Below are 24,373 nucleotides of genomic sequence, written 5' to 3'. Positions count from 1 at the left end.
GCCGTGCTGAGGCCGGTCACTGTGCCCGATCGCCATGGCGGCTCGCCACGCGCCGCGAGTTGGCTCCGGCCAGCGAGTCGCCCTCGGCTATGCCGGAGTGATCGTCGCGGCGAATCCGGTTCGAGCGTCGCGTAGACCAGCGAGGCGTTAAACCCTGACTCGCGTATGGAGAGTCCATGGGTCGCGCACAGAGCAGGCCGGTGCAGAACGCTACCGGGTAGTTTGTCTTGATCGGAGTACTTTCCGCCCCCTGACGCCGAAGGGTTCCGTTCGAGGTGAGACAGTCGTCTTCTGAGCGACGCGCGGACTCCCGCAGCGGCTGCTTCGAGGAAAAGGGAGGGTGCGGCCGGTGCGCAGCGTCACACTTGTGACTCCGGTGTCCTCGCGTGGAGGCCGGCGTTTCGAGCCGCAGGCCGAGTTGGCTTTGCATGAGCTGGCTGAGACGGCAGCTGCGACGCTCCCGGGCGTTCCGAACGACATTCTTCTTATTCCGGAGATGCCGAGTCCACTGGGCCTTCCTGACTTCATCGCATTGGCTGGGGGGCAGGAGTGGCTGCGAGACCGCCGAGCGGCAGGTGTTCAACCGATCCTCGCAGAAGCTGACTGCCTAGTGCTTTCAGTCCTTCACTCAGGGCAGCCACTGTCGGCGACGACGGTAGCGCGCCGGGTTGCATGGTCCTGGTCTCAACTAGAGCCAGTCCTGATCCGCCTTGAGCGGGCCAACGCCATCGAGGTCACTTCGGGAGGAGCGCATCGGATCAACCCGGCTCTGGTTCCCCGAGGTTCCCTCTTCGCCCTCGAAGCAAAGGTAAAAGACTGGCGAAAGGCTGTACTCCAGGGGCGTGCGTACCGAACGTGGGCTAACAACTACGTTGTGCTCCTGGGTGACGTCGGACCGGTTGCTGAAAAACGGGCTGCCGAGTGCGTCGAACGGGACCGTGCGGGCCTCTTCTCTGAGGCCGGTTGGATCGTGCGTCCGCGCGCGCGACGTCCTGCGCCCGCCAAGCGACTTAGGGGCTTTGAGCACCTGTACGCCGCAATCGCGTTGTCACATCCAGCCTTCTGAGGCCATGAATAAGTCGAGCCCGTCGAGAAACGGCTTGATCCACCTGTCGGGTCCGATCTTCGCGCCGGTTATTCGTTTTACCTCGGGCCACTCCGGCCGAGCGGCCACATAGCGCTCTCGGAGCGCAACAATTCGGTCACGTTGGGTGAGATTGTTGAGCTCGTCGACGAGCTTGGTCAGCAGCGTCGAGTGGTGCTGGAATGCCTGTTCGGCCTTCGGGCCGATCATGCCTGGCGACAGGCGCGATGCGAGGGCGGGAGCTTCTGAGGACAACACGCTGTATTCGCCGTTGGTGAGGCCACCCATGAGGCCAATGAGCGTGGGCCGCTGGTACCAGCCGCCGCCATTTTGGTCACCCTCTCGCTCCTCGAAGTCCTGATAGGCACAGATTCGCTGGCGGAGGTCCCAGCCGGTACCGATCGCTTCCGCGCCGGCGGCGACAGCGGGAAGCGCTGCCAGATCACCGAAGGCGACGCGTACTGGCTTGTCCTGGCTGAGCGCGAATGTAGTCCGCATCAGCCCGTACACTTCCTCGGCTGTGGCGCTGGGAGGCATTGAGTTGTCCGATCGGGTCACCACGAGAAGCCAGCCGCCGGGCTCCAATTGGTCGAGCGCACCGATGTGCGCGTCGAGTTCCGCTCCGGCACTCCAGAACTGATGGTCGCCAGCCACGGTGAGCCATGCCGAAGGCGAGGCGGCGACCGCCTCCTGACTGAGTTCGAGCGCGCTCTGGCTGGTCGGCGTGTCCGGGTACGACACGAGCAACGACGGAGCGAGAAACGGACTGGCGAGCTCGCGCTGAATGGCATAGACGCGGTCGATGTGGTCACGCATGGCCTGCCGCGACGACAGATCTCCTCGGTCGCCGTCCCAGAGCTCCCAGGTGTCGTAGTGGCGGAAGTCGCCTGCTCGCGGCATGTTCATCGCATATGTGGTTGGATCGAACCAGAACTCGCCACCCGCCGCTCGGATCTGCTCGGAAGTATCCTGCGCCGAGCGCTTGAACCCATTGGCGAACCGAGGTGAGGTGAAGGGGGACAGGTACGCACCGGTCGCGTACCCGCCGTTGATCGCGCTCGTTGTCCACTTGATTAGTGTGTTACGTGCAGTATCGCCGAGGAAAACTCCCATTACGCCTCCTCGAACGCGCGCTTCAGCGCGTCGCCATTCCGATACCGCCGCGCCGGCTGGGGGTGCAGCCCACGCTCGACCACGGCGACGACGCCGTCCGGTAAGTCCGGGCGCGCGGCCTGGAGTGGAATGTGCTCCGCAGTACGTAGGCGCTTGAGGTACTCGAAGTCGTCACCCTTGTAGGGCACCGGCGAATGTCCCGTCGCGACGGCGTAAACCAGCGCGCAACACCCGAAGACATCGGAGGCCGCGGTTGGCGCGCCCGAATACGCCTGGAGATGCTCCGGTGTCATGTATCCGCGCGTGCCCGGCTGCCCGCCGACGGTCAGGCCGCTTCTGAGTGTGTGCTTCGCGAAACCCGGATCCATCACCACGAACTTCCCCGACGTAAGCCGCTGGACGTTACCAGGACTGAGGTCTCGATGGATGACCTTTTTCTTGTGAAGTGCTCCCAGGCCCGCGGCGACGTCACGGCCCAGCGCAAGCAAATGCTCGACGGGCCAGCCGGAGCCGCTATATCGCAGGTCCGTGCCATCGAGGAACTCTTCGAGCCAGAACACGGCTGCAGGGGGATCGCCGAGTAGGTGAAGGTCGGAGCTGACTGACACCACGTTGGGGTGATCAATGCTTTTGAGCAGATCGACCTCCCGGCGTGCTCGCTCAAGTGCCTTGGGATCCGCCGCCAGTCCGAGGTCGATGAGCTTGAGCACGCTCTCTGCCCCGTTGGGGTGTGTCACGACGTGCACCTGCTTTTGCCCTCCTTGCACGAGCGCCCGTGCGGGCACCACATCCAGTCGGGAGCAAGCTTCGCGCACGAGTTCCGTCATGTATTGATTCTGCCTGTTCAAGAGTCTGCTTGGCGAAGTGAACGAACGATAGCAGCCACAAGCGTGTACTTGATGTCACTCTCTGTTATCAACGGGGAGGTCGCGTTATACGAGTCCCGTAACTGCCCCAGCTCAGGAGCACCTACCCGCCATACCCGACCGCGATCAGCGTCGACGGGCGGCAGATCGCGGAGTCAGCACCGCCGACGCGGCCGACGAGAGGGTGGCCGCGGAGACGGCAACCGCGAGAGCGGTACGGCGAATGATCACGAACTCCTCCAACGTGCTGATGGTCGACGTCCATATGTCTCGCCGAGTAGATCTTGCGTTACGACAAGCAATGAACTCGTTATCGTGGCGCTCAGGTACCGGCGACGCTCTCCGCAACGGCTTCGGCCTGTGATCGCAATCCGGTTCTGTATCGGGTCGAACACGCCTGATCCTGGACCATGACTAGAGCCGCCAGTCAGCGGGATCGTGGCTGGTGCCCGCCCGGCGAGACGCGCCACTTTCTCCCGGCGCGGGCCTGGGCCACCCTGCTCGACCTGCCCGACCTCCCGAAGAACGGGGCCCGGCGCATGAAGAACGCAACGCGGACGCTGACCGAGGCCAACCTGATCACGACCAGCCCCCGCAAGGTGCTTTATGCGCAGTTGCGCCAAATTGCGTTTTCAGCTGTGGTCCCCGAGTCGGCTACGGCCTTGTCCCATCGGGCTTGCAGGCTGTCGAGTAGGCGTTGTTCGACTGTGCCGGCGACGTGGGAGTAGGTCTCTTGGACTTTGTCTTGGAGGACGTGGCCGAGGCGGAGGGCTTGGGCGATTTCGGGGATGCCGTCGTCGATCATCCAGGTTTTGTGGCTGTGGCGGAGGCCGTGGAAGGTGAGGCCGGGCTTGGCCGGCTGGAGGCGGATGGCGGGGTTGGGGATGTGGAGGTTGCCGTCGGCGGCGGGGCGGAAGGCGCGGCGGGAGAAGTTGCTGCGGCGGTGCCATTCGAGGTTGGGGGTGACGAAGACCTGGCGGTGGTTGTGGGTGGTCAGGTGCCGGCGGAGGAGGCGGACGAGGAACGGGGGCAGGCTGATGGTGCGTTCGGACTCGTCGGTTTTGAGGTGGCCGAGGTAGAGCGGGCCGCTGCAGGGTTCGTGGAGGGCGCCGATGTCGGGGTCGAGGTAGATGGAGCCGGTGTCGTCGTCGTAGAGGTGGACGTTGGCGCGGTCGAGGCCGGTGAGTTCGCCCCAGCGGGCTCCGGTCCAGCCGCCGGTGACGATGAGGACGGCGCCGCAGGACCCGTATTTGAGGGCGGCTTGGTCGGCGACGTGGAGGACTTCGGCGGGTTCGCCCCAGATCTTGCGCGGGGTGCGCTGGGCGCGGCGACGGCGGCCGCGGCGGCGGGCGACGAGGGGATTGGCGGCGATCAGCTTCTCCGGTACGGCGTCGGAGAGCAGGAGCGAGAAGCACTTGATGATGCTGTCGACCGTGGTTTTGGCCAGCCCGGAGGCGCGGAGTTTCTTCTCCCACTTCCTGATCTCGAGGTTGGTGAGTTCGGCGAAGGCGGTGTTGCCCCAGCGGGGGAGGATGTGGACTTTGAGGAAGCTGCGGTAGTTCTCTTCGGTGCGTTGGTCGATGTCGAGGGAGTCGAGCCAGGTGGGGGCGAATTGGGTGATGGTGGTGCGGCCGTCTTCGGGGTCGATCCAGGTTCCGGTGCGTTGTTCGTGGAGCATCGTGCTGATGTGGTTCTCGGCGGCGTCGGGGGTGGGGAAGCCGGAGATGGCGCCTTTGGTGCCGTCGGTGCGGCGGTAGCGGACTCGCCAAGTGTCGTCGCCTGCGGGTTCGGTCCAGGGCACGGTGAACTCCTGTGCTGTGGTGAGGGGGTCGCGTGGTGGTGCGTGTCCAGGACCGCTCCATAGGCGACAGAGAGGAAGCGTGTTCGGCGAAGAACCTCGTAGCGGGACCGGAACGGGGGTCAGCGACGAGATCGGCGGCGTCGGCCGGGCCGGCTCGGAGCATGGTTCTGGTGGCTCGGTCCGCGGTGGCCGGCGGCGACGATGGCGCGAAGGTCGTCTTCGGTGAAGCGCAGGTGTTTGCCGACGAAGGTGCAGGGGATGAGGCGCTGCCCGGCTTTGCGGCGAAGCCACGACTCGCCGACGGTCAACCGCTGGGCCGCAGCTGCTGGCGTATAGAGAAGCCGGCCCGCTTCGTCGGTGAAGGAGTCGGCGGGCTGAGAGTGGCTCGGTAGCTCGAGCGCTCCGGGGTCGGATCGCCGCAGGGCTTCATCGTCGGTTTGCATGGCGGCCTCGCAGTGAGCGACGGGTCGTGGTCGCTGCTAACTCCGTTCAGCCGCATCGGAGGAGACAGGACTGCGGTGATGCACGGCGAATCGCTTCGTGACGAGACTCGGCGAGGGAGCTGAGCTCGCCGCCGATGGCACGAAAGGTGCGCGCAAAGAACCTCTGGCGTCCACCTGTCCGGGGGACGCTACTGGGGCACTTTTCGTGACCCCATTTCGCCGCGATCTGGCCCGTGCCCCAGTTTTGCCCAGCTACTAGCCGGTAGCTGAACTTCTTCTTGACGAAACTCAAGATTCGATCTGATGAAAAACAGTCCTACCTGGAGTTTCGTGTCCGGCGGGCGGTGTTTCGTCACTGTGGACATGGAGACCTACTCTCACGTTGCCCCGGAGGTCGAGCAGCGGCTGCTCGACGACCCCGAGCACCGCTGGCACACCGCGGCGCCACCACCGCCCACACCGTCGCCGAGTGTGGGCCGACAGTGTGCGGGTGGCGACGGTCGTCCTCCTGTGGGGTTCCAAAGTCGCTCACCGGCACTGACCAGCGGATTTACGCGGCCCCGTTCGTACTCGTTGATCAGGCCTCCGAGAAGCCGTTGTCGCTTGACTCGCTGGGAGATGAGGTCTGCCACGGGGTGGGTCGGCCGGGGTGGGCGAAGCTCGCGGGAACGGTGCGGCCGTCGACCGTTGTAGTGCCGGACGTACTCGGCGAGCACGGCCTGCAGATGGCGCTCGTTGAGGATCAACATGCGGTCGGTGAGCTCGGTTCTGGCTGTGAGCACGAACCGCTCGGCATAGCAGTTCGTGGTCGCTGCTAACTCCGGTTAGCCACAGGGTGGAGGAGACAGGGCCGCGGTGATCCGCGGCGAACCGCTTTGAGCGAGAACCCGGCGAGGAAGCTGAGCCTGTCGCTGGCGAGACACGAAGATGCGCGCAAAGAACCTTCGGCGTCCACCTGTCCGGGGGACGCTACTGGGGCACTTTTCGTGACCCCATTTCACCGCGATCGGGCCGGTGCCCCAGTTTTGCCCCAGCTACCGGTGGGTAGCTGAACTTCTTCTTGGCGAAACTCAAGATCCGGTGGAACGAAAAAACCGCCCTACCTGGATCTTCGGATCCGATGGGCGGTGTTTCGTCACTGTGGAGCTAAGGGGACTCGAACCCCTGACCCCCTCACTGCCAGTGAGGTGCGCTACCAGCTGCGCCATAGCCCCGAGGCGAAGGTGAACTCCGCATCTCGTATGCCCATACATTACACCCCGCTCCGAGGCCCTCCACGCGGGGGTACCCACACCGCTCAAAACCTCCTGACCTGCACCTTCACACCTTATTTTTAGTCCTGTATTGACTCCCCGCCGTGACCGCCGTTACATTTTGCGCGGTTGTGACGCCGAGGTCCCCGCCCGTTACGCCGCGTCTCCAACACCGGGCACACCTCTTGATGACGCCGCCTGTGCGGCAGAGGAGGCTTCGATGACGAGACGGCGGGTGATGACGCTGCTTGCGGCAGCGTCGGTCCTGGTCGGAAGCATGGTGACGACAACAGCTGAGGCCGCTGTCACGCCCGATGGGTGGTACACCGTGGCCGCCAGCGGCAGCGGCAAGTGCGTCGATGCCCGGGCGGCCGGGACCGCCGATGGGACCGTTGTCCAGCAGTACTCCTGCAACCAGACCGCCTCGCAGCAGTGGCAGTTCCAGGCCACCGGTGACGGCTACTTCCGGGTCAACGCCCGGACCAACCCGGCCGCCGCCTGGGATGTCACCGATGTCTCCACCGCCGATGGTGGCCTGGTTCAGCTCTGGACCTACGGAGGCGGGGCCAACCAGCAGTGGCAGGCCGTCGACGAGGGGAACGGGCGGTACCACTTCGTCAGCCGCAACAGCGGGAAGTGCCTTGACGTCCCCGGTGCTTCCACCAACGACGTCCAGCTGCAGCAGTACACCTGCAACGGCACCGGCGCGCAGTCCTTCATGCTGACCCCCGTGAACACGAGCCAGCCCGACTTCGGCCCGAACGTCGTCGTCTTCGATCCGAGCATGTCGAGCTCGGCCATCCAGAGCCGGCTCGACAGCATCTTCGCCCAGCAGGAACGCAACCAGTTCGGCAGCCAGCGCTACGCCGTCATGTTCAAGCCCGGCACCTACGCCAACGACGTCAACGTCGGCTTCTACACGCAGGTCCTCGGCCTCGGCCTGAGCCCCGACGCCGTCACCGTCAACGGCGCCGTGCACGTCGAGGCCGACTGGTTCCCGCCGCAGAACGCCACCCAGAACTTCTGGCGGGGCGCCGAAAACCTGTCCGTGAACCCGACCGGGGGTGCCGACCGGTGGGCCGTCAGCCAGGCCGCGCCCTACCGGCGCATGCACGTCCGCGGTGACCTGCAGCTCGACGACGGCGGGTGGGCCAGCGGCGGCTGGATCTCCGACACGAAGATCGACGGCCAGGTGCGGTCCGGCTCGCAGCAGCAGTGGATCTCCCGGAACTCGCAGTTCGGGAGCTGGAACGGCTCGAACTGGAACATGGTCTTCGCCGGCGTCCAGGGCGCCCCCGCGAACACCTTCCCAAGCCCGCCCTACACCACCGTCGCGCAGACGCCGGTCGTGCGCGAAAAGCCGTTCCTCTACATCGACGGCGCCGGCAACTACCAGGTGTTCGTCCCGGGCGTGAAGACCAACGCCTCCGGCACGACCTGGGCGAACGGCACCGCGCCGGGTACGTCGATCCCGATCGGCCAGTTCTACATCGCCAAGCCCGGTGCCACCGCCGCGGACCTGAACGCCGCGCTCGCCGCGGGCAAGAACCTGCTGGTCACGCCCGGTGTCTACCACCTGAACCAGACGTTGCGCGTCACCCGGCCGGACACCGTCGTGCTCGGCCTCGGCATCGCCACGCTCGTCCCGGACAACGGCATCACCGCGATGTCGGTGGACGACGTCGACGGCGTCAAGGTCGCCGGCCTGCTGATCGACGCCGGCACGACCAGCTCGAACACGCTCATGCAGGTCGGCCCGGCCGGCTCGGCCGCGAACCACGCCGCGAACCCGACGTCGCTGCACGACGTGTTCTTCCGGATCGGCGGCGCCGCCGTCGGGAAGGCGGCGAACAGCCTGGTCGTCAACAGCAGCAACGTGATCGGCGACCACATGTGGATCTGGTGCGCCGACCACGCCGACCGCAACGAGTACGTCGGCTGGGGCACCAACACCGCCGACACCGGGCTCGTCGTCAACGGCAACGACGTCACCATGTACGGCCTCTTCGTCGAGCACTACCAGAAGACGCAGGTCGTCTGGAACGGCAACGGCGGCCGGACCTACTTCTTCCAGAACGAGATGCCCTACGACGTTCCCGACCAGGCGAGCTGGATGAACGGCTCGACGCCGGGCTTCTCCGCCTACAAGGTCGCCCCGAACGTCACCAGTCACGAAGCGTGGGGCCTCGGCAGCTACTGCTACTTCAGCACCAACCCGTCCGTGGCCAGCGCTCACGCGTACGAGGCGCCGAACACGCCGGGTGTCCGGTTCCACGACATGGTGACCGTGTCGCTCAACTACCAGGGCACGATCACCCATGTGATCAACAACACCGGCCCGGCGACGCCGTCCGGCACGAAGGCCGTCAACCTGGTGAGTTACCCCTGAATCACCGGCGTGCGCCGTGGTGGCGGCCGCGGCGCACGCCGGTCCTTTGTGGATACGCCCGAACGGGGTGTTCGAGGAGCCGGACGGGGTAATCGCCGCGATACTGGGGTCCCCATCGATCCGGGAGCGGCAGATGACCTCTTTCGCAGCGTTCACCGTCGTCGAACCCCGCAAAGCCTGGCCGATCGCCGCCGTCCGCGGCGTGTTCGCCGTGCTCTTCGGGTTGTTCGCGCTGATCTGGCCGGGCGCCACCGTGCTCGTCCTGGCGATCCTGTACGGCGTGTACGCGATCGTCGACGGCATCGGCGGGCTCATGCAGGCGTTCCGCCCGGGTGACACCGGGCACCGCGTGGCCTACGGCGTCCTCGGCGCGCTCGGCATCATCGCCGGGATCCTCGTCCTGGTCTGGCCCGGTATCACCGTCCTGCTGCTCGCCCTGCTGGTCGGCTTCTGGGCGATCATCACCGGGATCGCCGAGATCGCCGCCGCGGTCCGGCTGCGCAAGCAGATCCGCGGCGAGGCGTTCCTCATCGCGGCCGGCGCGATCTCCGTGCTCGCCGGCGTCCTGATCGTGATCAACCCGATCGCCGGCGCGTACGGCATCGCGCTGCTCGTCGGCATCTACGCGCTGCTCTACGGGATCATGCTGCTGGTGCTGGCGTTCCGGCTGCGGAAACTGGGGGACACCACGCCGGCCGGCTGAGTACCGTTCGGGGGTGTCGACCCGAGAACTGGTGGTGCTGGGCACCGCGAGTCAGGTGCCCACGCGCCACCGCAACCAGAACGGCTACCTCCTCCGCTGGGACGGCGAGGGCCTCCTCTTCGACCCCGGCGAGGGCACCCAGCGGCAGATGCTGCGCGCCGGGGTCGCGGCCACGGACATCACGCGGATCTGCATCACGCACTTCCACGGCGACCACAGCCTCGGCCTGCCCGGCGTGATCCAGCGGCTGTCGCTGGACAAGGTCCGCCACCCGGTGCACGCCTGCTTCCCGGCGTCCGGCGCGCACTACTTCGAGCGGATGCGGCACGCGACGGCGTACTACGAGCAGGCCGACCTGCGGGAACACCCGATCGCCGGGGACGGCCCGGTCGCCACCGGGAAGTTCACCCTCGAGGCGCGGCGGCTGAGCCACCCCGTCGAGGCGTTCGGCTACCGGCTGACCGAGCCGGACGGCCGCACGATGCTCCCGGAAAAACTGCGGGAACGCGGCATCGCGGGCCCGGACGTCGGCCGGTTGCAGCGGGCGGGCCACCTCGGCGACGTCAGACTCGAGGACGTCAGCACGCCGCGGCCCGGCCAGCGGTTCGCGTTCGTGATGGACACCCGGCTGTGCGACGCGGTGTACGCGCTCAGCGAAAACGCCGACATGCTCGTGATCGAGTCGACGTTCCTGGCCGAGGACACGTCGCTGGCGAAGGACTTCGGCCACCTGACCGCGCGGCAGGCCGCGCGCGTCGCCGCCGAGTGCGGCGTCCGGCAGCTCGTGCTGACCCACTTCTCGCAGCGCTACCCCGATCCGAGACGCTTCGAAGAGGAAGCGCGGGCCGAGTTCGACGGCGAGATCGTGGTGGCCGAGGACCTGGAGCGGGTCCAGGTGCCGAAACGGCGCTCCTCCCCAACCGCGTGAGAAGCGCCGTAGGCTGCATCTCGTGAGCCAGCCGATCCTGATGACCGTCGACGACGATCCCGCCGTGTCCCGCTCGGTCGCCCGTGACCTGCGCCGGCGCTACGGGAAGGACTACCGCGTCATCCGCGCCGACTCCGGCCCGGACGCCCTCGACGCGCTGCGCGAGATCAAGCTGCGCGGTGACGCCGTCGCGGCCATCCTCGCCGACTACCGGATGCCGCAGATGGACGGGATCGCCTTCCTCGAGAAGGCGATGGACCTGTTCCCGCACGCCCGCCGCGCCCTGCTGACCGCCTACGCCGACACCGACGCCGCGATCCAGGCGATCAACGTCGTCGACGTCGACCACTACCTGCTCAAGCCGTGGGACCCGCCGGAGGAGAAGCTCTACCCGGTGATCGACGCCCTGGTCGAGACCTGGAAAGCGGTCGGCGACCGGCCGGTCGAAGAGGTCAAGCTCATCGGCCACCGCTACAACTCGCCCTCGTTCCACCTGCGCGACTTCCTCGCGCGCAACGCGGTCCCGTACCGCTGGTACTCGGTCGACGACGACGAGGGCTGCCGGATCCTGCAGGCCGCGGAGGCGACCGACAAGGACATCCCGGTGGTCGTCACCCCGGACGGCACCGTCCTCAAGAACCCGACCGGCAGCGAGATCGCCGACGCGGTCGGCTTGTCGACCCGGCCGGCGCAGGAGTTCTACGACCTCGTCGTCATCGGCGGCGGCCCGGCGGGCCTCGGCGCCGCGGTGTACGGCGCCTCCGAAGGCCTGCGAACGGTGCTCGTCGAGAAGAAGGCCACCGGCGGCCAGGCCGGCACGAGCTCGCGCATCGAGAACTACCTCGGCTTCCCGGACGGCGTCTCGGGTGCGCAGCTGACCGACCGGGCGCGGCGCCAGGCGCAGAAGTTCGGTGCCGAGGTGCTGACCGCGCGTGACGTCGTCGGCCTGGAGGCCCGCGGCTCGCAGCGCGTGATCACCTTCGGCGACGGCAGCGAGATCGCCGCGCACTCGGTGATCCTCGCCAGCGGCGTCACCTACCGCGCCCTGCAGGCCGACGGCATCGAGGAGCTGACCGGCCGCGGTGTCTACTACGGCTCGGCCGCGACCGAGGCACCCGAGTGCAAGGGCGAGCACGTCTACATCGTCGGCGGCGCCAACTCCGCCGGGCAGGCCGCGGTGTTCTTCTCCCGGCACGCCAGCGACGTCACGATCCTGGTGCGCGGCGAGTCGCTCGAGGCGTCGATGTCGCACTACCTGATCGAGCAGATCGCGGGCATCGAGAACATCCACGTCCGGACGCACACCACCGTCAAGCAGGTGCACGGCGACGGGCACCTCGAGCGGATCACGCTGTGCGAGAACGGCGTCACCGAGACGGTCGAGAGCGGGCACCTGTTCATCTTCATCGGCGCCGCCCCGCGCACCGACTGGCTCGGCGACGCGATCCACCGCGACGACCACGGCTTCGTGTGCACCGGGCCCGACCTGCTGACCGCCGGGCAGCGGCCGGCGGGCTGGCCGCTCGACCGTGATCCGCACTACCTCGAGTCGTCGATCCCGGGCGTGTTCGTGGCCGGTGACGTGCGGTCGCAGTCGGTCAAGCGGGTGGCCTCCGCGGTCGGCGAGGGCGCGATGGCCGTGACGCTGGTACACCGGTACCTGGAGGAACAATGAGCGCACTGCCGCGGGAAGAGCTTCGCGGCCTCTTCCTGTTCGAACACCTTTCCGAGGGCCAGCTCGACTGGGTCGCCGCCAACGCCGTGCTCGAGGAGTACGAGGGCGACAGCTTCGTCATCCGCGAGGGTGAGGAAGCGACCTGCTTCTACGTGATCCTGAACGGCGCCGTCCGGATGACGCGCCTGGTCAGCGGCACCGAAGTCGAGACGAACCGGTCCGACCAGCGCGGCGCCTACTTCGGCGCGACGCAGTTCTTCGTGCACCAGGAAGCCGAGCACCGCTACGGCGCTTCGGTGCAGGCGCTGAGCGATCTGACGCTGCTCGCGCTGCCCGCCGCCGAGTTCTCCGTCGAGTTCCGCCGGTGGTTCCCGATGGCGACGCACCTGCTCGAGGGCATGTACCTCGGCTGGCGCAACAGCGACACGGTGATCGGCTCGCGTCGCCGTCTGCTGGCGCTCGGCGAGCTCTCGGCCGGCCTGACGCACGAGCTGAACAACCCGGCCGCGGCCGCCGTCCGGGCGACGTCCGCGCTGCGCGAACGCGTCGCCGGGATGCGCCACAAGCTCGCCTTCCTGGCCAAGAAGGACATCGACCCGGAGCTGCTCTACCAGCTCATCGACGTCCAGGAACGCCTGGTCAAGCAGGTCGCGCAGGCCGAGAAGCTGACCGCGATGCAACAGTCGGACCGCGAGGACGAGATCGGCGACTGGTTCGACGACCGCGGCATCGACGGCGGCTGGGACCTCGCCGACATCTACGTCCGCGCCGGGCTGACCACCGCCGACCTGGACCACGTGCTGGAGCAGGTCGGCGACACCTTCATCGACGGCGCCGTCCGCTGGCTCGCCTACGCGCTCGAAACCGAGATGCTGATGGGCGAGATCGAGGACTCCACCACGCGGATCTCCGCGCTGGTCGGCAAGGCCAAGCAGTACTCGCAGATGGACCGGGCGCCGCACCAGTGGGTCGACGTCCACGACGGCCTCGACTCCACGCTCGTGATGCTGTCGGGCAAGATCGGCGACGGGATCCGGGTCGTCAAGGAGTACGACCGCAGCATGCCGAAGATCCCGGCGTACCCGGCCGAGCTGAACCAGGTCTGGACGAACATCATCGACAACGCCCTCGGCGCGATGCAGGGCGAGGGCACGCTGACGCTGCGGACGTGGGGCGAGAACGACCAGGTCCGCGTCGAAATCGGCGACACCGGCCCGGGCATCCCCGCGGACATCAAACCGCGGATCTTCGAGCCGTTCTTCACGACCAAGCCGGTCGGCGAGGGCACCGGGCTGGGCCTGGACATCTCGTGGAAGATCGTCGTCGAACGGCACCAGGGCGACCTGCGTGTCGAGTCCGAGCCCGGGAACACCCGGTTCGAGGTCTGCCTGCCGACGGTCGAGCAGGCCTCGCTCTGATGGCTTCCGTCCCGACGGTCACGACCGAACTCGGGGCGCTGGTCGGGCTGGCGGGTGACGGCGTCCGCGTGTGGCGCGGGATCCCGTACGCCCGCCCGCCGGTCGGCGAGCTGCGGTGGAAGGCGCCGCAGCCGCCGTCGCTGCCGGGCGGGGTACACGTGACGACGGAGTACGGGCCGCACGCGATGCAGTCGCCGGACCCGATGAACCCGTCGGCCGTGTGCGACGAAGACTGCCTGTACCTCAACGTCTGCACGCCCGAAGGGCCCGCGCCCGAGGGTGGGTGGCCGGTGCTGTTCTGGCTGCACGGCGGCGGCTACCGCGTCGGCCACGGCGAACAGCTGGGTGACGGCGAGGAGTTCGCGCGCGTCGGGATTGTCGTGGTCACCATCAACTACCGGCTCGGCTCGCTCGGTTTCCTGCACCTCGCCGGGATCTTCGGCGAGTCCGAAGCGGACGCCGGTGTCTGCGGGTTCCTCGACCAGGTCGAGGCTCTGAAGTGGGTGCGCCGCAACATCTCCGCGTTCGGCGGCGATCCGGCGCGGATCACCGCCTACGGCGTTTCGGCGGGCGCGAAGAGCGTCGGGAACCTGCTGGGCAGCCCGCTGGGCAAGGGGCTGTTCGCGCAGGCCATCAGCAGTTCCGGCGGCGCGGACCACGTCGCGACGCCGGAAGCGGGGACAGCACTGGCGCGCCGGCTGCTGGACGAGGTCGGCTGCCACGACGTGGCCGCGCTCCGGGCGTTGGCCGCCAAGGAGTTCGTCGAGGCGCAGGAGCGGATCCTGAGCGGCTTCCAGGCGCTGTGGCTCTGGCGCCCGACACTGCACCCGCGGGTGCTGCCCGAGGTGCCGATCGAGCCGATCCGGCGGGGCAGCGCGGCCGGGATCCCGTTGCTGATCGGCTGCAACAGCAACGAAGGCAGCACGTACGCGTTGATGCTCGGCGACGACGTCGCGACGGCCCCGGCGTCCGGCGTGCTCGCGAGCATCCTCGGCGACGAAGGTGCGTCGCGGCTTCTCGAGACGTACCTTCGCCGCGTCCCCGACCTCAAAGCCGCTCGAATCGCCGCGATGGGCGACGAACGGTACGGCATCCCGACGCAACGGCTCGCCGACGCGCAGTCCGCGCACGCCCCGGTCTACCGCTACCGGATCGACATCGCCGCGCCCGGCGTGCCCGAGCAGCTCGACGGCGGCCACGGCACCGAAACGACGATGGCGTGGAAGGTGCCGCTGCCGCTGTCCGCGCAGGCGACCGCGGTGAACCCGGCGCGCGAGCGGGCGGCGCTGCTCATCCACCGCGCCTGGGCGCGGTTCATCCGCGACGGCGTCGCCGACGCCGACGGTCCCGAATGGCCGCCCTACGGCCCCGAACTCCGGCCGGTGCTGGTTTTCCGGGAAGACACCGATCTGGTGCTCGATCCACGCGCCGACGAGCGGAAAGCCTGGGGCGACACGGAATGGGCGTCCGGGACCTGGTTCCCGGTGACCTGAGACCGTTCCTTCACCCGCCGTTCACTTCGAACCGGCTCGCTCCCGCGTCCAATGGGCGAAGGGCCGTCGAGGGGAGTGGGATCGGTGAAACGCCGGGTGTCGATCGGTCTGGCCGTGGTGCTGTTGCTGGCCGTCGTGGGGGTGATCATCTGGGGTCGCGGCGACGACAGCGCCGCGGGCTCCACGACGACCGTGCGCGGGGTGATCGGTTCGGAGAAGCAGGCGTTCTTCACCGACCAGCGCGTCGTCGACGCCTTCGCCCGGCACGGCCTGAAGGTCGAGGTCGACACGGCCGGGTCACGGCAGATCGCGACGACCGTCGACCTCGGGAAGTACGCGTTCGCGTTCCCGTCGTCGTCGCCCGCGGCGCAGAAGATCCAGCGCGACCGCAAGGTGACGACGGTCTACACGCCGTTCCAGTCGCCGATGGCCGTCGCCTCCTTCGAGCCGATCGTTTCCCTGTTGCGGGCCGACGGGGTCGTGCACAAGGGGGCCGGCGACTACGAGGTCCTTGACATCGCGAAGTACCTCGACCTGGCGAAGGCCGGGACGCGCTGGGACCAGCTGCCCGGCAACACCGCCTACCCGGCGCGCAAAAACGTGCTGGTCACCACGACCGACCCGCGCGAATCGAACTCCGCGGCGATGTACCTGTCGATCGTTTCCTTCGTGGCCAACGGGAACACCGTCGTCAGCACGCCGGAGCAGGAGGCGAAGGTGCTGCCGTCGGTGGCGAAGCTGTTCCTGGACCAGGGATACACGCAGAACAGCACCGAGGGGCCGTTCGAGGACTACCTGTCGGCCGGCATGGGCAAGACGCCGCTGGCGCTGATCTACGAGTCGCAGTTCGTCGGCCGGGTGGTGAGTGGCGACGGCTCGATCCGGCCGGACATGCGGATGCTCTACACCGCACCGACGGTCTACTCGAAGCACACGCTCGTCCCGCTGTCGGGGGACGGCGACAAGGTCGGGCAGCTCCTCGCGACCGACCCCGAGCTGGGCAGGCTCGCCGCGACCTTCGGCTTCCGCACCACCGATCCGAAGCTGTTCGCCGAGATCGCCGCACCGGCCCACGCACCCGCCGACCTGGTGGACGCCGTCGAACCGCCGTCGTTCGAGACGCTCGAGCGGCTGCTCGACGCCGTCGGCAAGCAGTACTGACATGGACTTCACGCTCACCCCGCCCGAGCCGGTCACCGCGATCCCGGCCGAGCGCGCCGCCGGGCTGATCACGCTCAGCGAGGACACGCGGTCGGAAGTCGCCGTTCGCGCTGCGGAGTTCGCGTCCCGGCTCGAAGCCCTCGATGTCCGTTCGCCGGAGTTCACCGGCCTGCTGGACGAGCTGCTGGCCGTCGGCGAGGCCGACATGCGCGCGGCGGCCGGGGTCGCCGGGACGATGCTCGACCGGTCGTTGCGCAGTGCGGTGTCCCCTCAGGACGGCGTCACGACGAGCCTTGCGAGCCTGCGCCGGACCGTCGCCGAGCTGGATCCGGCGAAGCTGCCGCTCACCGGCCGGAAGCTGCTGGGGATGTTCCCGGTCGCGGCCGGCGCGAAGCGGGCGCTGGACCGTTACCGCGCGGCGAACGAGCCGGTCAACGCGCTGGTCGTCGACCTGCGTGGCCGCCAAGACGTGCTGCGCCGCGACAACGCCTCGATCAAGGGCGAGCGCGAGCGGCTGTGGAAGGTGATGGGGAAGCTCGCCGAAGCGGCCGCTCTCGCCGAGGCCGTCGACGGCGCGATCGAAGCACAGGCCGGCGTCTTCGACCTGACGGATCCCGCGCGCGCCAACGCGTTGCGCGCGGACGTGCTGTACCCGATCCGGCAACGGCACCAGGATCTGCTGACCCAGCTGGCCGTCAGCGCGCAGGGCTACCTCGCGCTGGACCTGGTGCGCAAGAACAACGACGAGCTGATCCGCGGTGTCGAACGGGCGGTGTCCACGACGGTGTCCGCGCTGCGGGTCGCGTTGCTGGTCAGCGGTGCGCTGGCGAGCCAGCGGGACGTCCTCGACGAGGTCGCGGCGCTGCAGGCGACCACCGACGGGCTGATCCGCGCCAACACCGAGCTGCTGGACCTGCAGTCCGCGGAGATCCGCAAGGCGAGCGGCGACCCGGCTGTCGCGACCGAGACGATCCGCGCGTCCTTCGACCGGATCTACGCCTCGATCGACGCGATCGACGGGTTCCGCGCCGACGCCGTCCGCACGATGGCGGCGACCGTCGAATCGCTGTCCGGGGAGATCCGCCGCGCCGAAGACCACCTGCGGCGCTCGCACGAGGGAGAAGCATGAGGAAGGTTCTGGCCCTCGCTTTGGGGGCGGTGCTGCTGGCGGGGTGTTCCGACTCGTCGTCCGCGCCGTTGGGCGAGCCCGAGCCGGGGACCTTGCGGGTCCTCGCGGGCAGCGAGCTGGCGGACATGCAGCCGGTGCTCGACGAAGCCGCGCAAGCCACGGGCGTGAAGGTGAAGTTCACCTTCACCGGCACGTTGGAAGGCGCCGAAGCGCTGGCGAACGGGAGCGTCGACGGCAAGTACGACGCCGTGTGGTTCTCGTCGAACCGTTATCCCGCCGGCATTCCCGACGCGGCGAAGCGGCTCGGGAACCAGGCCAAGATCATGAGCTCGCCGGTGGTGCTGGGGCTGGCCACCCCGGTGGTGCAACGGCTCGGCTGGGCCGGCAAGCCGGTCAGCTGGGGCGAGATCGCCGCGCAGGCGGGGAAGAAGGCGTTCAGCTACGGGATGACGGACCCGTCGGCGTCGAACTCCGGGTTCTCGGCGCTGGTCGGGGTCGCGTCCGCGCTGGCGGGCGCGGGCAACGCGATCGACGCCCAGCAGATCGCTTCGGTCACTTCGCAGCTGACGCAGTTCTTCAGCGCGCAGACGCTTTCGGCGGGTTCTTCGGGCTGGCTGTCGGACGCGTACGTCCGGCGCGCGACCGGCCCGGACCCGGTCGACGGGCTGATCAACTACGAGTCCGTGCTGCTCTCGGCGAACGCGTCCGGGAAGCTGCCGCAGCCGCTCACGCTCATCTACCCGAGCGACGGGGTCGTCACCGCCGACTACCCGCTCACCCTGCTGGCGGACGCCGGTTCCGACGCGCGCTCGGCCCACCAGCGGCTCGCCGACCACCTGCGGACGCCGTCGGTGCAGCAGCGGATCATGGAGACGACCGGGCGGCGTCCGGTGGTGCCCGGGGTCGCGCTGGGGCCGCAGTTCACCCAGCGGGACCTCGTCGAGCTGCCGTTCCCGGCGACGCAGCAGGCGGTCGACGCGTTGCTGTCGGCCTACTTCGACAAGCTGCGGCGGCCCTCGCGGACGCTCTACGTGCTCGACACGTCCGGGTCGATGGCGGGCGAGCGGATCGACTCGCTGCGGTCCGCGCTGGTCGGGCTGACCGGCGCCGACACGTCCTTGACCGGGCGGTTCCGGCGGTTCCGGAGCCGGGAGGAGGTGACGATGCTGCCGTTCAGCACCGGGCCCGGGGTCCCGCAGACGTTCACCGTGCCGGAGGAGAACCCCGCGCCCGAACTGGCGCGCATCAAGACGTTCGCCGAAGGGCTGGCGGCCCGGGGCGGCACGGCGATCTACGACAGCCTTTCCCGGGCCTACCAGGTGCTCGAGCCGCTGACCGCGGCGGATCCGGACCGGTTCACCTCCATCGTGCTGATGACCGACGGCGAGAACGCGAACGGGTCGTCGCTGGCGGACTTCCTGGCGTCGCTCGGGTCGCTGCCGCCCGCGGTGAACCAGGTTCCGGTGTTCACGGTCCTGTTCGGCGAAGGCAGCAGCGACGAGCTGACCCAGGTCGCGGCGAAGACCGGCGGCAAGGTGTTCGACGCGCGCAACGTCCAGCTGTCGCGGGTGTTCCAGGAGATTCGCGGGTACCAATGATGCTGCGTTATCTGGGGTCGACCAAGAACCTCGCCGGCTGCGTCGGCGGGCTGATCGGCGTCGGGCTGTACCTGACCGGGGTGGTCGGGTGGTTCTGGCCGTTCGTCGTGGCGGCGCTCTACGCCGCCGGTGCGTTGCTCGCGCCGGGGGAGAAGGTGCGGCTGGTGCCCGACGCGTCCGCCGGGCTGCGGCAGTCGCTGGACGGGCTCGAGGCGGCGGTTTCCGCGCAGGCGTCCCGGATGCCGACGTCCTCTGTGGACACGGTGCACCGGATTGCCGAAGTGCTTCGCGACCTGCTTTCCCGGCCGCAGCGGCTCTCGGCTGACCCCGAGCTGCAGCACGCCGTCGCGCGGCTGGCGGGGACCGATCTGCCGCTGTCGCTGGAAACCTACCTCAACCTGCCGTGGTGGTTCGTGGCGCGGCGGGCCGGTGCGGGCGCGGAATTGGTGGCGCAGCTGGGTTTGCTCGAGGCGGAGGCGCACCGGGTGGCCGAGCGGTTCTACGCGACCGAGGTCGACCGGCAGGCCGACCACACGCGGTACCTGCGGGACCGGGAAACCTGAACCCCTGTGGGTGATGATGTTCGAACGCGCGTTCGAGTAGCGTGATCGATGTCAGCACCGGGAAGGGGAAATCATGAACGCGTACCCAGGTTCGGCAGGGTCAGTGTCATCGCGGCGGTGGTCAGCCAGCTCAGCAGGTCCGGCAGGGGAATGCGGGAAAGGCGCTCCGGCCATTCCTCCGCCACTGTGTGCAGCACGAGTTCGTCGTGCCGCGGCTCCACCTTCGTCAGTTTCAGCCCGGGCGGGAGTTCCGGCAAGGGAAGCAGGATGGGCTGGAAGCGGCGGGGCGGGCGCAGCTGCCGCCGTCCGATGTGGAGGGTCTGCGGCACGAGCACCACGGCGTCGTCCGCCACCTGGGGGCGGAGGGTCAGATGGCCCCAGTGCGGGCGCTTGGCCCAATGGATCTGCAAGAGCCCGTTGCCGGCCGGAGTGGCGACGATCCCGGGGCGGGCTTTCGCCACCCGGTCCTGCAGCACGTCCGCGTACACGGCGATCCCCAGCTGCACCCGCGCGGGCTTGGCGGCCGGCGTGGGCAACGAGCGGAGGCGGACGTCTTCGGCGAGCACGGTGACCCGGCGCAGCGGAATGTTTCCGGCCTGCTCGCCGTCGGCGGCGCCGGATTCCGGCCAGTCGACGTCCTCGGCGACGATCCGGACGTCGCCGAGGCGCCCGGTGGCCAGCCGGAGGCTGTCGGCGGGGTAGTCGAGCGCGGCGAGGGTGAGGCCGACTTCGCGGTCACCCACCTTCGCGGTCAGCCGGCGGCCGACGAGCTGCTCGGTGACGGTGCGCACGAGGGCGGCCGGCGTGACCGGGACGTTCGGCAGCAGCGAACGCCCGGCCGCGGCCAAGCCGGCCAGCTCCGGCCAGGGTGACCAGCCGTCGAACCACCTGCCGTCGCTCATCCGTCCAGTGTCGCCCAAGGACACCGGCGGCGGCGACGGCGGGTGGTTCCCGGCGGGGCCGGCGGAACGCCTCCGGTCACCGCCCGGCGAAGCGGGCGATGATGCCGGTCACGACCAGCCAGAACACTGCGGCCAGGCCGTAGTCGAGGATGACGGCCAGGCTGGGGCTGTCCACGGGGAACAGGCCGGGCCAGAACAACGCGAGAGGAACCGCCAGCGACTTGATGAACTGGAAGAAGGCGTTGCCGGCGTTCGCACCGGCGAGCACCATGATCATGTAGAGAACTTCGATCCCCGCGAAGATCGCGCCGATCGCCGTGATGACCCGCACGGCCGTGTTCCGTCTGGTGGTGGTTCGCCAAGGAGACATGCCGCGAAAATTCCCGGATCGGGTGACAGATCAAACGCTCCAACCCCAAGATTGCGCCGTTCGGCCCCTTCCGTTGCTCTCCGGCGACCCTTCGGCACTGTTGGTGAGCATCCGGGGCATGGCCGGGCGCGCCCGGCCGGCCCGGTGGGCTCGGCTCGGCCCGGCCGGCCCTGCTTTGCCACCGCTGCCGGGTTCGTCGCCGCCGGCCAACCCGAGCCGCATCCAAGCCCGGGCCGCCGGCCCGGCAAGCCCATTAGGCCGCCGCGCCGGGCCTTCTACCAGGCCAGCAGCTGGCCAGCGAACCGCGTGCAAGGCCGCTCCGCCTTTGCCCGGCCCTGCCACAGGCGCCGGGTTCACTGCCGCCGGCGAGCACGCATCGCCCCACCCGCCGTCGCATGGCAGCCGGGACTGTCGATCCGCCCAGCAGCGAACCCCAGACAGCCGTTGCCGGTGCCGCCCATCGGCGAGCCTCCATCCCCACGACATCCCGCAACCGCCGACCCCCACCAACCGACCCCTAAGACCGCACCCTCCCCACAGCCTCGCCGAGCAGGCGACCCACCGCCCAGTCCTGCACGGCGACCCCGACCGACTTGAACACCGTCCGGCCGCCGACCGCCGGCGGGCGGCCAAGAACGTCGCCCAGCTCCAACAGCGAACCGCGGTCCAGCAGGCCCGTCTCCACCGCGTGGATCACCTCGCCCGCCTCCGCCATGGCCGCGCCGATCTGGTCCACCACCACGCACTCCGCCGTGGCCAGCAGCTCGGGTGGCAGCTCCCGCATGGACGGCAGGTACGACCCGATCGCGTTCACATGCACCCGTTCGGGCAAATCACCCACAGAGAAGAGCGGAGTACTCGATGAAGTAGCACAACACACGATGTCCACGTCGGAAACCGCGTCCGATGCCCGGCGCGCCACCGCTACCGTCACCTCCGGGAACTCGGCGCTCAACCGGTCCGCCAACGCCTGCGCCCGCGAGCGGTCACGGCCGAACACCGACACGTGGCTCAGCCGGCGCACCGCCGCCACCGCGCGGACCTGGTCGGCCGCTTGGGCTCCCGTTCCCAGGAGCGCCAGCCGGCTCGCGTCGGGAGGGGCCAACAGGTCCGTGGCGACGCCCGATACCGCGCCCGTGCGCAGTGTCGTCACCTCGACCGCGTCCGCCACCACCTGGCCCTCGGCCGTGTTCCACACCAGCGTGCCCAGGATCATCGGGGTGCGGCCGGGGCTCAGGTTGAGCGTCTTCACCACCGTTGCCGACGTCGGTTTGTGGCAGGCCGTCATCACCAGCGTCGTCGCCTGCGCGAACGACAAACGTTGCGGTACCTCGAAACGGCCCGCAGCCAGCTCGAGGAACGCCTCGCGGACCGCTTCGACGGCGGCCGGCATCGGGACAGCCTTGCGGACGTCGTCGGCGTCGAGCATGCGCGGCTCCCTCCGGCGACCGGATCTGCCGCTAGCCTGGCGGCATGGCGGAGGGCACGCAAGAGGAGCAGCGGTTCGTCCGCGACGACTGGTACGGGGAGGAGATCACCGGGCGGCACTACCTGCGGTGCGAGTTCCAGGAGACCGACCTCTCCGAGGCGGTCACCCGGAACTCCGTCTTCACCGACTGCGTGTTCGGGAACGTGCGCTTCAACGCGTCGCGGCACGTGGACTCGGCCTTCACCGGGTGCTCCTTCAAGCGGTGCAACTTCTTCGACGCCGAGTTCACCGGGTGCAAGCTCGTCGGCTCCTCCTTCACCGAGTGCGAGCTGCGGCCGTTGCGGGTCACCGGCGGGGACTGGTCCTTCGCCGGGCTGGCCGGGGCCGATCTGCGGGCCGTCACCTTCCAGGGCGTGCGGATGCGGGAGGCCGACCTCACCGGGGCGGACTGCGCCGGGGCCGTGTTCACCGACGTCGACCTGTCCGGGGCGCTGCTGCACGGCGTCAAGCTGCCGCGGGCCGACCTGCGGGGGAGCGATCTCTCGGCGCTGGACCCGCTGGACGCCGAGCTGACCGCGGCGATCGTGTCACCCGAACAGGCTGCGGTGCTCGTCACGTCGCTGGGGCTGCACGTCCGGGCGTAGGCTCGGCGCGACAACGCAGGGAGGTCCGCATGGGTGTCGTGACACCGGGTTTCCACGGCCGGGCTCGCAGCGGCAACCCGCGGCTGCCGCCCGGGCAGTACCTCGCCGAGGACTTCCCCGTCCTGTCCGCGGGCCCCACCCCGCGCGTGCGCACCGAGACGTGGGAATTCACCGTCACCACCGAGGCGGGGGAGAAGCACACCTGGAGCTGGGCCGAGCTGATGGCGCTGCCCAGTGAAAAGCCCACTGTGGACATCCACTGCGTCACCCAGTGGTCCAAACTGGACACGCGGTGGCGCGGCGTCTCGGTCGACACGCTGATCGGCGGGCTCGGCACCGAAGCCGACTACGTCATGGTGCACTCCTACGGCGGGTACACCACGAACCTGCCGCTGGCCGACCTGCTCGACGGCCAAGCCTGGATCGCCTACGAGTACGGCGGCAAGCCGCTGACGCCCGAACACGGCGGCCCGGCGCGGCTGCTCGTGCCCCACCTGTACTTCTGGAAGTCCGCGAAGTGGGTGCGCGGACTGGAACTGAAGACCCGCGACGAGCCGGGCTTCTGGGAAAACGCCGGCTACCACGACTACGGGGATCCATGGCGCGAACAGCGGTATCAGGGCGACTAGCCTGGCGGGTCGCCCGCCTGGCCGAATTCCGCGACGAGACGCCGACGGCGCGCACGCTCGTCTTCGACCTGCCCGGCTGGCCCGGGCACCTCGCCGGGCAGCACGTCGACGTCCGGCTCACCGCCGCGGACGGCTACCGCGCGCAGCGCAGCTATTCGCTCGCCGCGCCCGCCGACGGTGACCGGGTCGAGCTCACCGTGCAGCGCGTCGCCGATGGTGAGGTGTCCGAGCACCTGACCGGCCCGTACGCGATCGGTGACCCCGTCGAAATCCGCGGGCCGATCGGTGGCTGGTTCGCCTGGCGGCCCACCGATCCGGCGTCGGTGCTGCTCGTCGCGGGCGGCTCGGGGATCGTGCCGCTGATGGCGATGATCCGGGCCCGGCGCGCCGCGGGCGTGCGGACACCGTTCAAGCTGATCTACTCGCTGCGCACCCCGGCCGAGCTGTACTACGCCGACGAGCTGCGCACGCCGGTCGCCGGCGTGGACGTCACCTACGTCTACACGCGCGAGCTGCCCGAAGGCCGATCCGGCATCCCCAAGCGGATCGACGTCGCGACGCTCAACACGGCCGGCTGGCCCGCGGAGTTCGGCGCGTCGTGCTTCGTCTGCGGGCCGACGGGCTTCGTGGAGACGGTCGCGGACATCCTGGTCGCCCTCGGCCACGACCCACACCGGATCCGCACCGAGCGCTTCGGGCCCAGCCGGGACTGAATGCCGGACAGGCATCCGATGAATAGGTGACCTCGTGCCCCGGTGAACGGGAAATTGTCGACATCGCCG

20 protein-coding genes, 1 tRNA gene and 1 pseudogene are annotated in these 24,373 nt (G+C 69.0%); 13 read left to right on the top strand and 9 right to left on the bottom strand.

All coding sequences use genetic code 11. The features are described from left to right. Window positions 1–1,048: 1,048 nt before the first annotated feature. From AB0M93_RS24750 to AB0M93_RS24725, 6 genes and pseudogenes are all read right to left on the bottom strand, one after another. A complete protein-coding gene (locus AB0M93_RS24750) occupies window positions 1,049–2,197 on the bottom strand; it encodes a hypothetical protein (RefSeq protein ID WP_364276599.1) in 1,149 nt (382 codons plus the stop codon). Beyond that, a complete protein-coding gene (locus tag AB0M93_RS24745; RefSeq protein ID WP_364276597.1) occupies window positions 2,197–3,024 on the bottom strand; it encodes a serine/threonine-protein kinase in 828 nt (275 codons plus the stop codon). Before AB0M93_RS24745 ends, AB0M93_RS24750 begins: the two co-directional genes overlap by 1 nt. 643 nt (window positions 3,025–3,667) lie before the next feature. Then, entirely contained in the window at window positions 3,668–4,864 is a 1,197-nt protein-coding gene (locus AB0M93_RS24740) for a tyrosine-type recombinase/integrase (RefSeq protein ID WP_364276596.1), read from the bottom strand. A gap of 119 nt (window positions 4,865–4,983) precedes the next feature. Beyond that, window positions 4,984–5,307: a helix-turn-helix domain-containing protein gene (locus AB0M93_RS24735; protein WP_364276594.1), complete on the bottom strand. Its 324-nt coding sequence runs from the start codon at window positions 5,305–5,307 to the stop codon at window positions 4,984–4,986. Between the two features lie 560 nt (window positions 5,308–5,867). Then, window positions 5,868–6,110: pseudogene (locus tag AB0M93_RS24730) on the bottom strand (integrase core domain-containing protein); the annotation flags it as partial. 338 nt (window positions 6,111–6,448) lie between these two features. Beyond that, window positions 6,449–6,521 (bottom strand) — tRNA-Ala (locus AB0M93_RS24725). Window positions 6,522–6,780: 259 nt separating this feature from the next. On the opposite strand from AB0M93_RS24725, the gene AB0M93_RS24720 reads away from it, so the two are divergent. The 10 genes from AB0M93_RS24720 (at window position 6,781) to AB0M93_RS24675 (ending at window position 19,617) form a co-directional block, all read left to right on the top strand. After that, on the top strand, window positions 6,781–8,949 hold the full coding sequence (locus tag AB0M93_RS24720) for an RICIN domain-containing protein (RefSeq protein ID WP_364276593.1): 2,169 nt from the start codon (window positions 6,781–6,783) through the stop codon (window positions 8,947–8,949). A gap of 133 nt (window positions 8,950–9,082) precedes the next feature. After that, a complete protein-coding gene (locus tag AB0M93_RS24715; protein ID WP_364276591.1) occupies window positions 9,083–9,652 on the top strand; it encodes an HdeD family acid-resistance protein in 570 nt (189 codons plus the stop codon). A 13-nt stretch (window positions 9,653–9,665) separates the two neighbouring features. Then, window positions 9,666–10,580 carry a ribonuclease Z gene (locus AB0M93_RS24710; protein ID WP_364276589.1) on the top strand — a complete coding sequence of 305 codons (915 nt, stop codon included), beginning with the start codon at window positions 9,666–9,668 and terminating at the stop codon, window positions 10,578–10,580. A 22-nt stretch (window positions 10,581–10,602) separates the two neighbouring features. Then, the gene (locus AB0M93_RS24705) at window positions 10,603–12,255 is read left to right on the top strand and encodes an FAD-dependent oxidoreductase (RefSeq protein WP_364276587.1); all 1,653 of its coding nucleotides are present in this window, start codon (window positions 10,603–10,605) and stop codon (window positions 12,253–12,255) included. Beyond that, on the top strand, window positions 12,252–13,673 hold the full coding sequence (locus tag AB0M93_RS24700; RefSeq protein ID WP_364276586.1) for an ATP-binding protein: 1,422 nt from the start codon (window positions 12,252–12,254) through the stop codon (window positions 13,671–13,673). Before AB0M93_RS24705 ends, AB0M93_RS24700 begins: the two co-directional genes overlap by 4 nt. Beyond that, a complete protein-coding gene (locus tag AB0M93_RS24695; protein ID WP_364276584.1) occupies window positions 13,673–15,166 on the top strand; it encodes a carboxylesterase family protein in 1,494 nt (497 codons plus the stop codon). Before AB0M93_RS24700 ends, AB0M93_RS24695 begins: the two co-directional genes overlap by 1 nt. 84 nt (window positions 15,167–15,250) lie before the next feature. Further along, window positions 15,251–16,327, top strand: a complete 1,077-nt coding sequence (locus AB0M93_RS24690) for a hypothetical protein (RefSeq protein ID WP_364276582.1) — start codon at window positions 15,251–15,253, stop codon at window positions 16,325–16,327. Window position 16,328: 1 nt separating this feature from the next. Further along, window positions 16,329–17,456: a toxic anion resistance protein gene (locus tag AB0M93_RS24685; RefSeq protein ID WP_364276580.1), complete on the top strand. Its 1,128-nt coding sequence runs from the start codon at window positions 16,329–16,331 to the stop codon at window positions 17,454–17,456. Beyond that, a complete protein-coding gene (locus AB0M93_RS24680; protein WP_364276579.1) occupies window positions 17,453–19,054 on the top strand; it encodes an extracellular solute-binding protein in 1,602 nt (533 codons plus the stop codon). The genes AB0M93_RS24685 and AB0M93_RS24680 overlap by 4 nt, the downstream gene beginning before the upstream one ends. After that, window positions 19,051–19,617, top strand: coding sequence for a hypothetical protein (locus tag AB0M93_RS24675; RefSeq protein ID WP_364276577.1), 567 nt, complete (start codon window positions 19,051–19,053; stop codon window positions 19,615–19,617). Before AB0M93_RS24680 ends, AB0M93_RS24675 begins: the two co-directional genes overlap by 4 nt. 71 nt (window positions 19,618–19,688) lie before the next feature. On the opposite strand, the gene AB0M93_RS24670 is transcribed toward AB0M93_RS24675, so the two are convergent. From AB0M93_RS24670 to AB0M93_RS24660, 3 genes are all read right to left on the bottom strand, one after another. Beyond that, the gene (locus AB0M93_RS24670) at window positions 19,689–20,519 is read right to left on the bottom strand and encodes a hypothetical protein (protein ID WP_364276575.1); all 831 of its coding nucleotides are present in this window, start codon (window positions 20,517–20,519) and stop codon (window positions 19,689–19,691) included. A 76-nt stretch (window positions 20,520–20,595) separates the two neighbouring features. Continuing rightward, window positions 20,596–20,850, bottom strand: a complete 255-nt coding sequence (locus tag AB0M93_RS24665) for a hypothetical protein (protein ID WP_003083120.1) — start codon at window positions 20,848–20,850, stop codon at window positions 20,596–20,598. A 556-nt stretch (window positions 20,851–21,406) separates the two neighbouring features. Further along, on the bottom strand, window positions 21,407–22,318 hold the full coding sequence (locus tag AB0M93_RS24660) for an ornithine cyclodeaminase family protein (RefSeq protein WP_364276573.1): 912 nt from the start codon (window positions 22,316–22,318) through the stop codon (window positions 21,407–21,409). A 44-nt stretch (window positions 22,319–22,362) separates the two neighbouring features. Here AB0M93_RS24660 and AB0M93_RS24655 point away from each other — a divergent pair, with 44 nt between their 5' ends. Genes AB0M93_RS24655 through AB0M93_RS24645 form a run of 3 tightly spaced genes read left to right on the top strand, consistent with a single transcriptional unit; the run spans window position 22,363 to window position 24,304 of the window. Next, complete coding sequence (locus AB0M93_RS24655; RefSeq protein WP_364276571.1) at window positions 22,363–22,962, top strand: pentapeptide repeat-containing protein; 600 nt, start codon at window positions 22,363–22,365, stop codon at window positions 22,960–22,962. A 29-nt stretch (window positions 22,963–22,991) separates the two neighbouring features. Beyond that, on the top strand, window positions 22,992–23,591 hold the full coding sequence (locus AB0M93_RS24650) for a sulfite oxidase-like oxidoreductase (RefSeq protein WP_364276569.1): 600 nt from the start codon (window positions 22,992–22,994) through the stop codon (window positions 23,589–23,591). Continuing rightward, the gene (locus tag AB0M93_RS24645) at window positions 23,561–24,304 is read left to right on the top strand and encodes a ferredoxin reductase (RefSeq protein ID WP_364276567.1); all 744 of its coding nucleotides are present in this window, start codon (window positions 23,561–23,563) and stop codon (window positions 24,302–24,304) included. The genes AB0M93_RS24650 and AB0M93_RS24645 overlap by 31 nt, the downstream gene beginning before the upstream one ends. Window positions 24,305–24,373: the final 69 nt, after the last annotated feature.

This window comes from Amycolatopsis sp. NPDC051102, assembly GCF_040682815.1.
Lineage (GTDB): Bacteria > Actinomycetota > Actinomycetes > Mycobacteriales > Pseudonocardiaceae > Amycolatopsis.
This window is presented reverse-complemented; position numbering and strand designations above follow the sequence as displayed.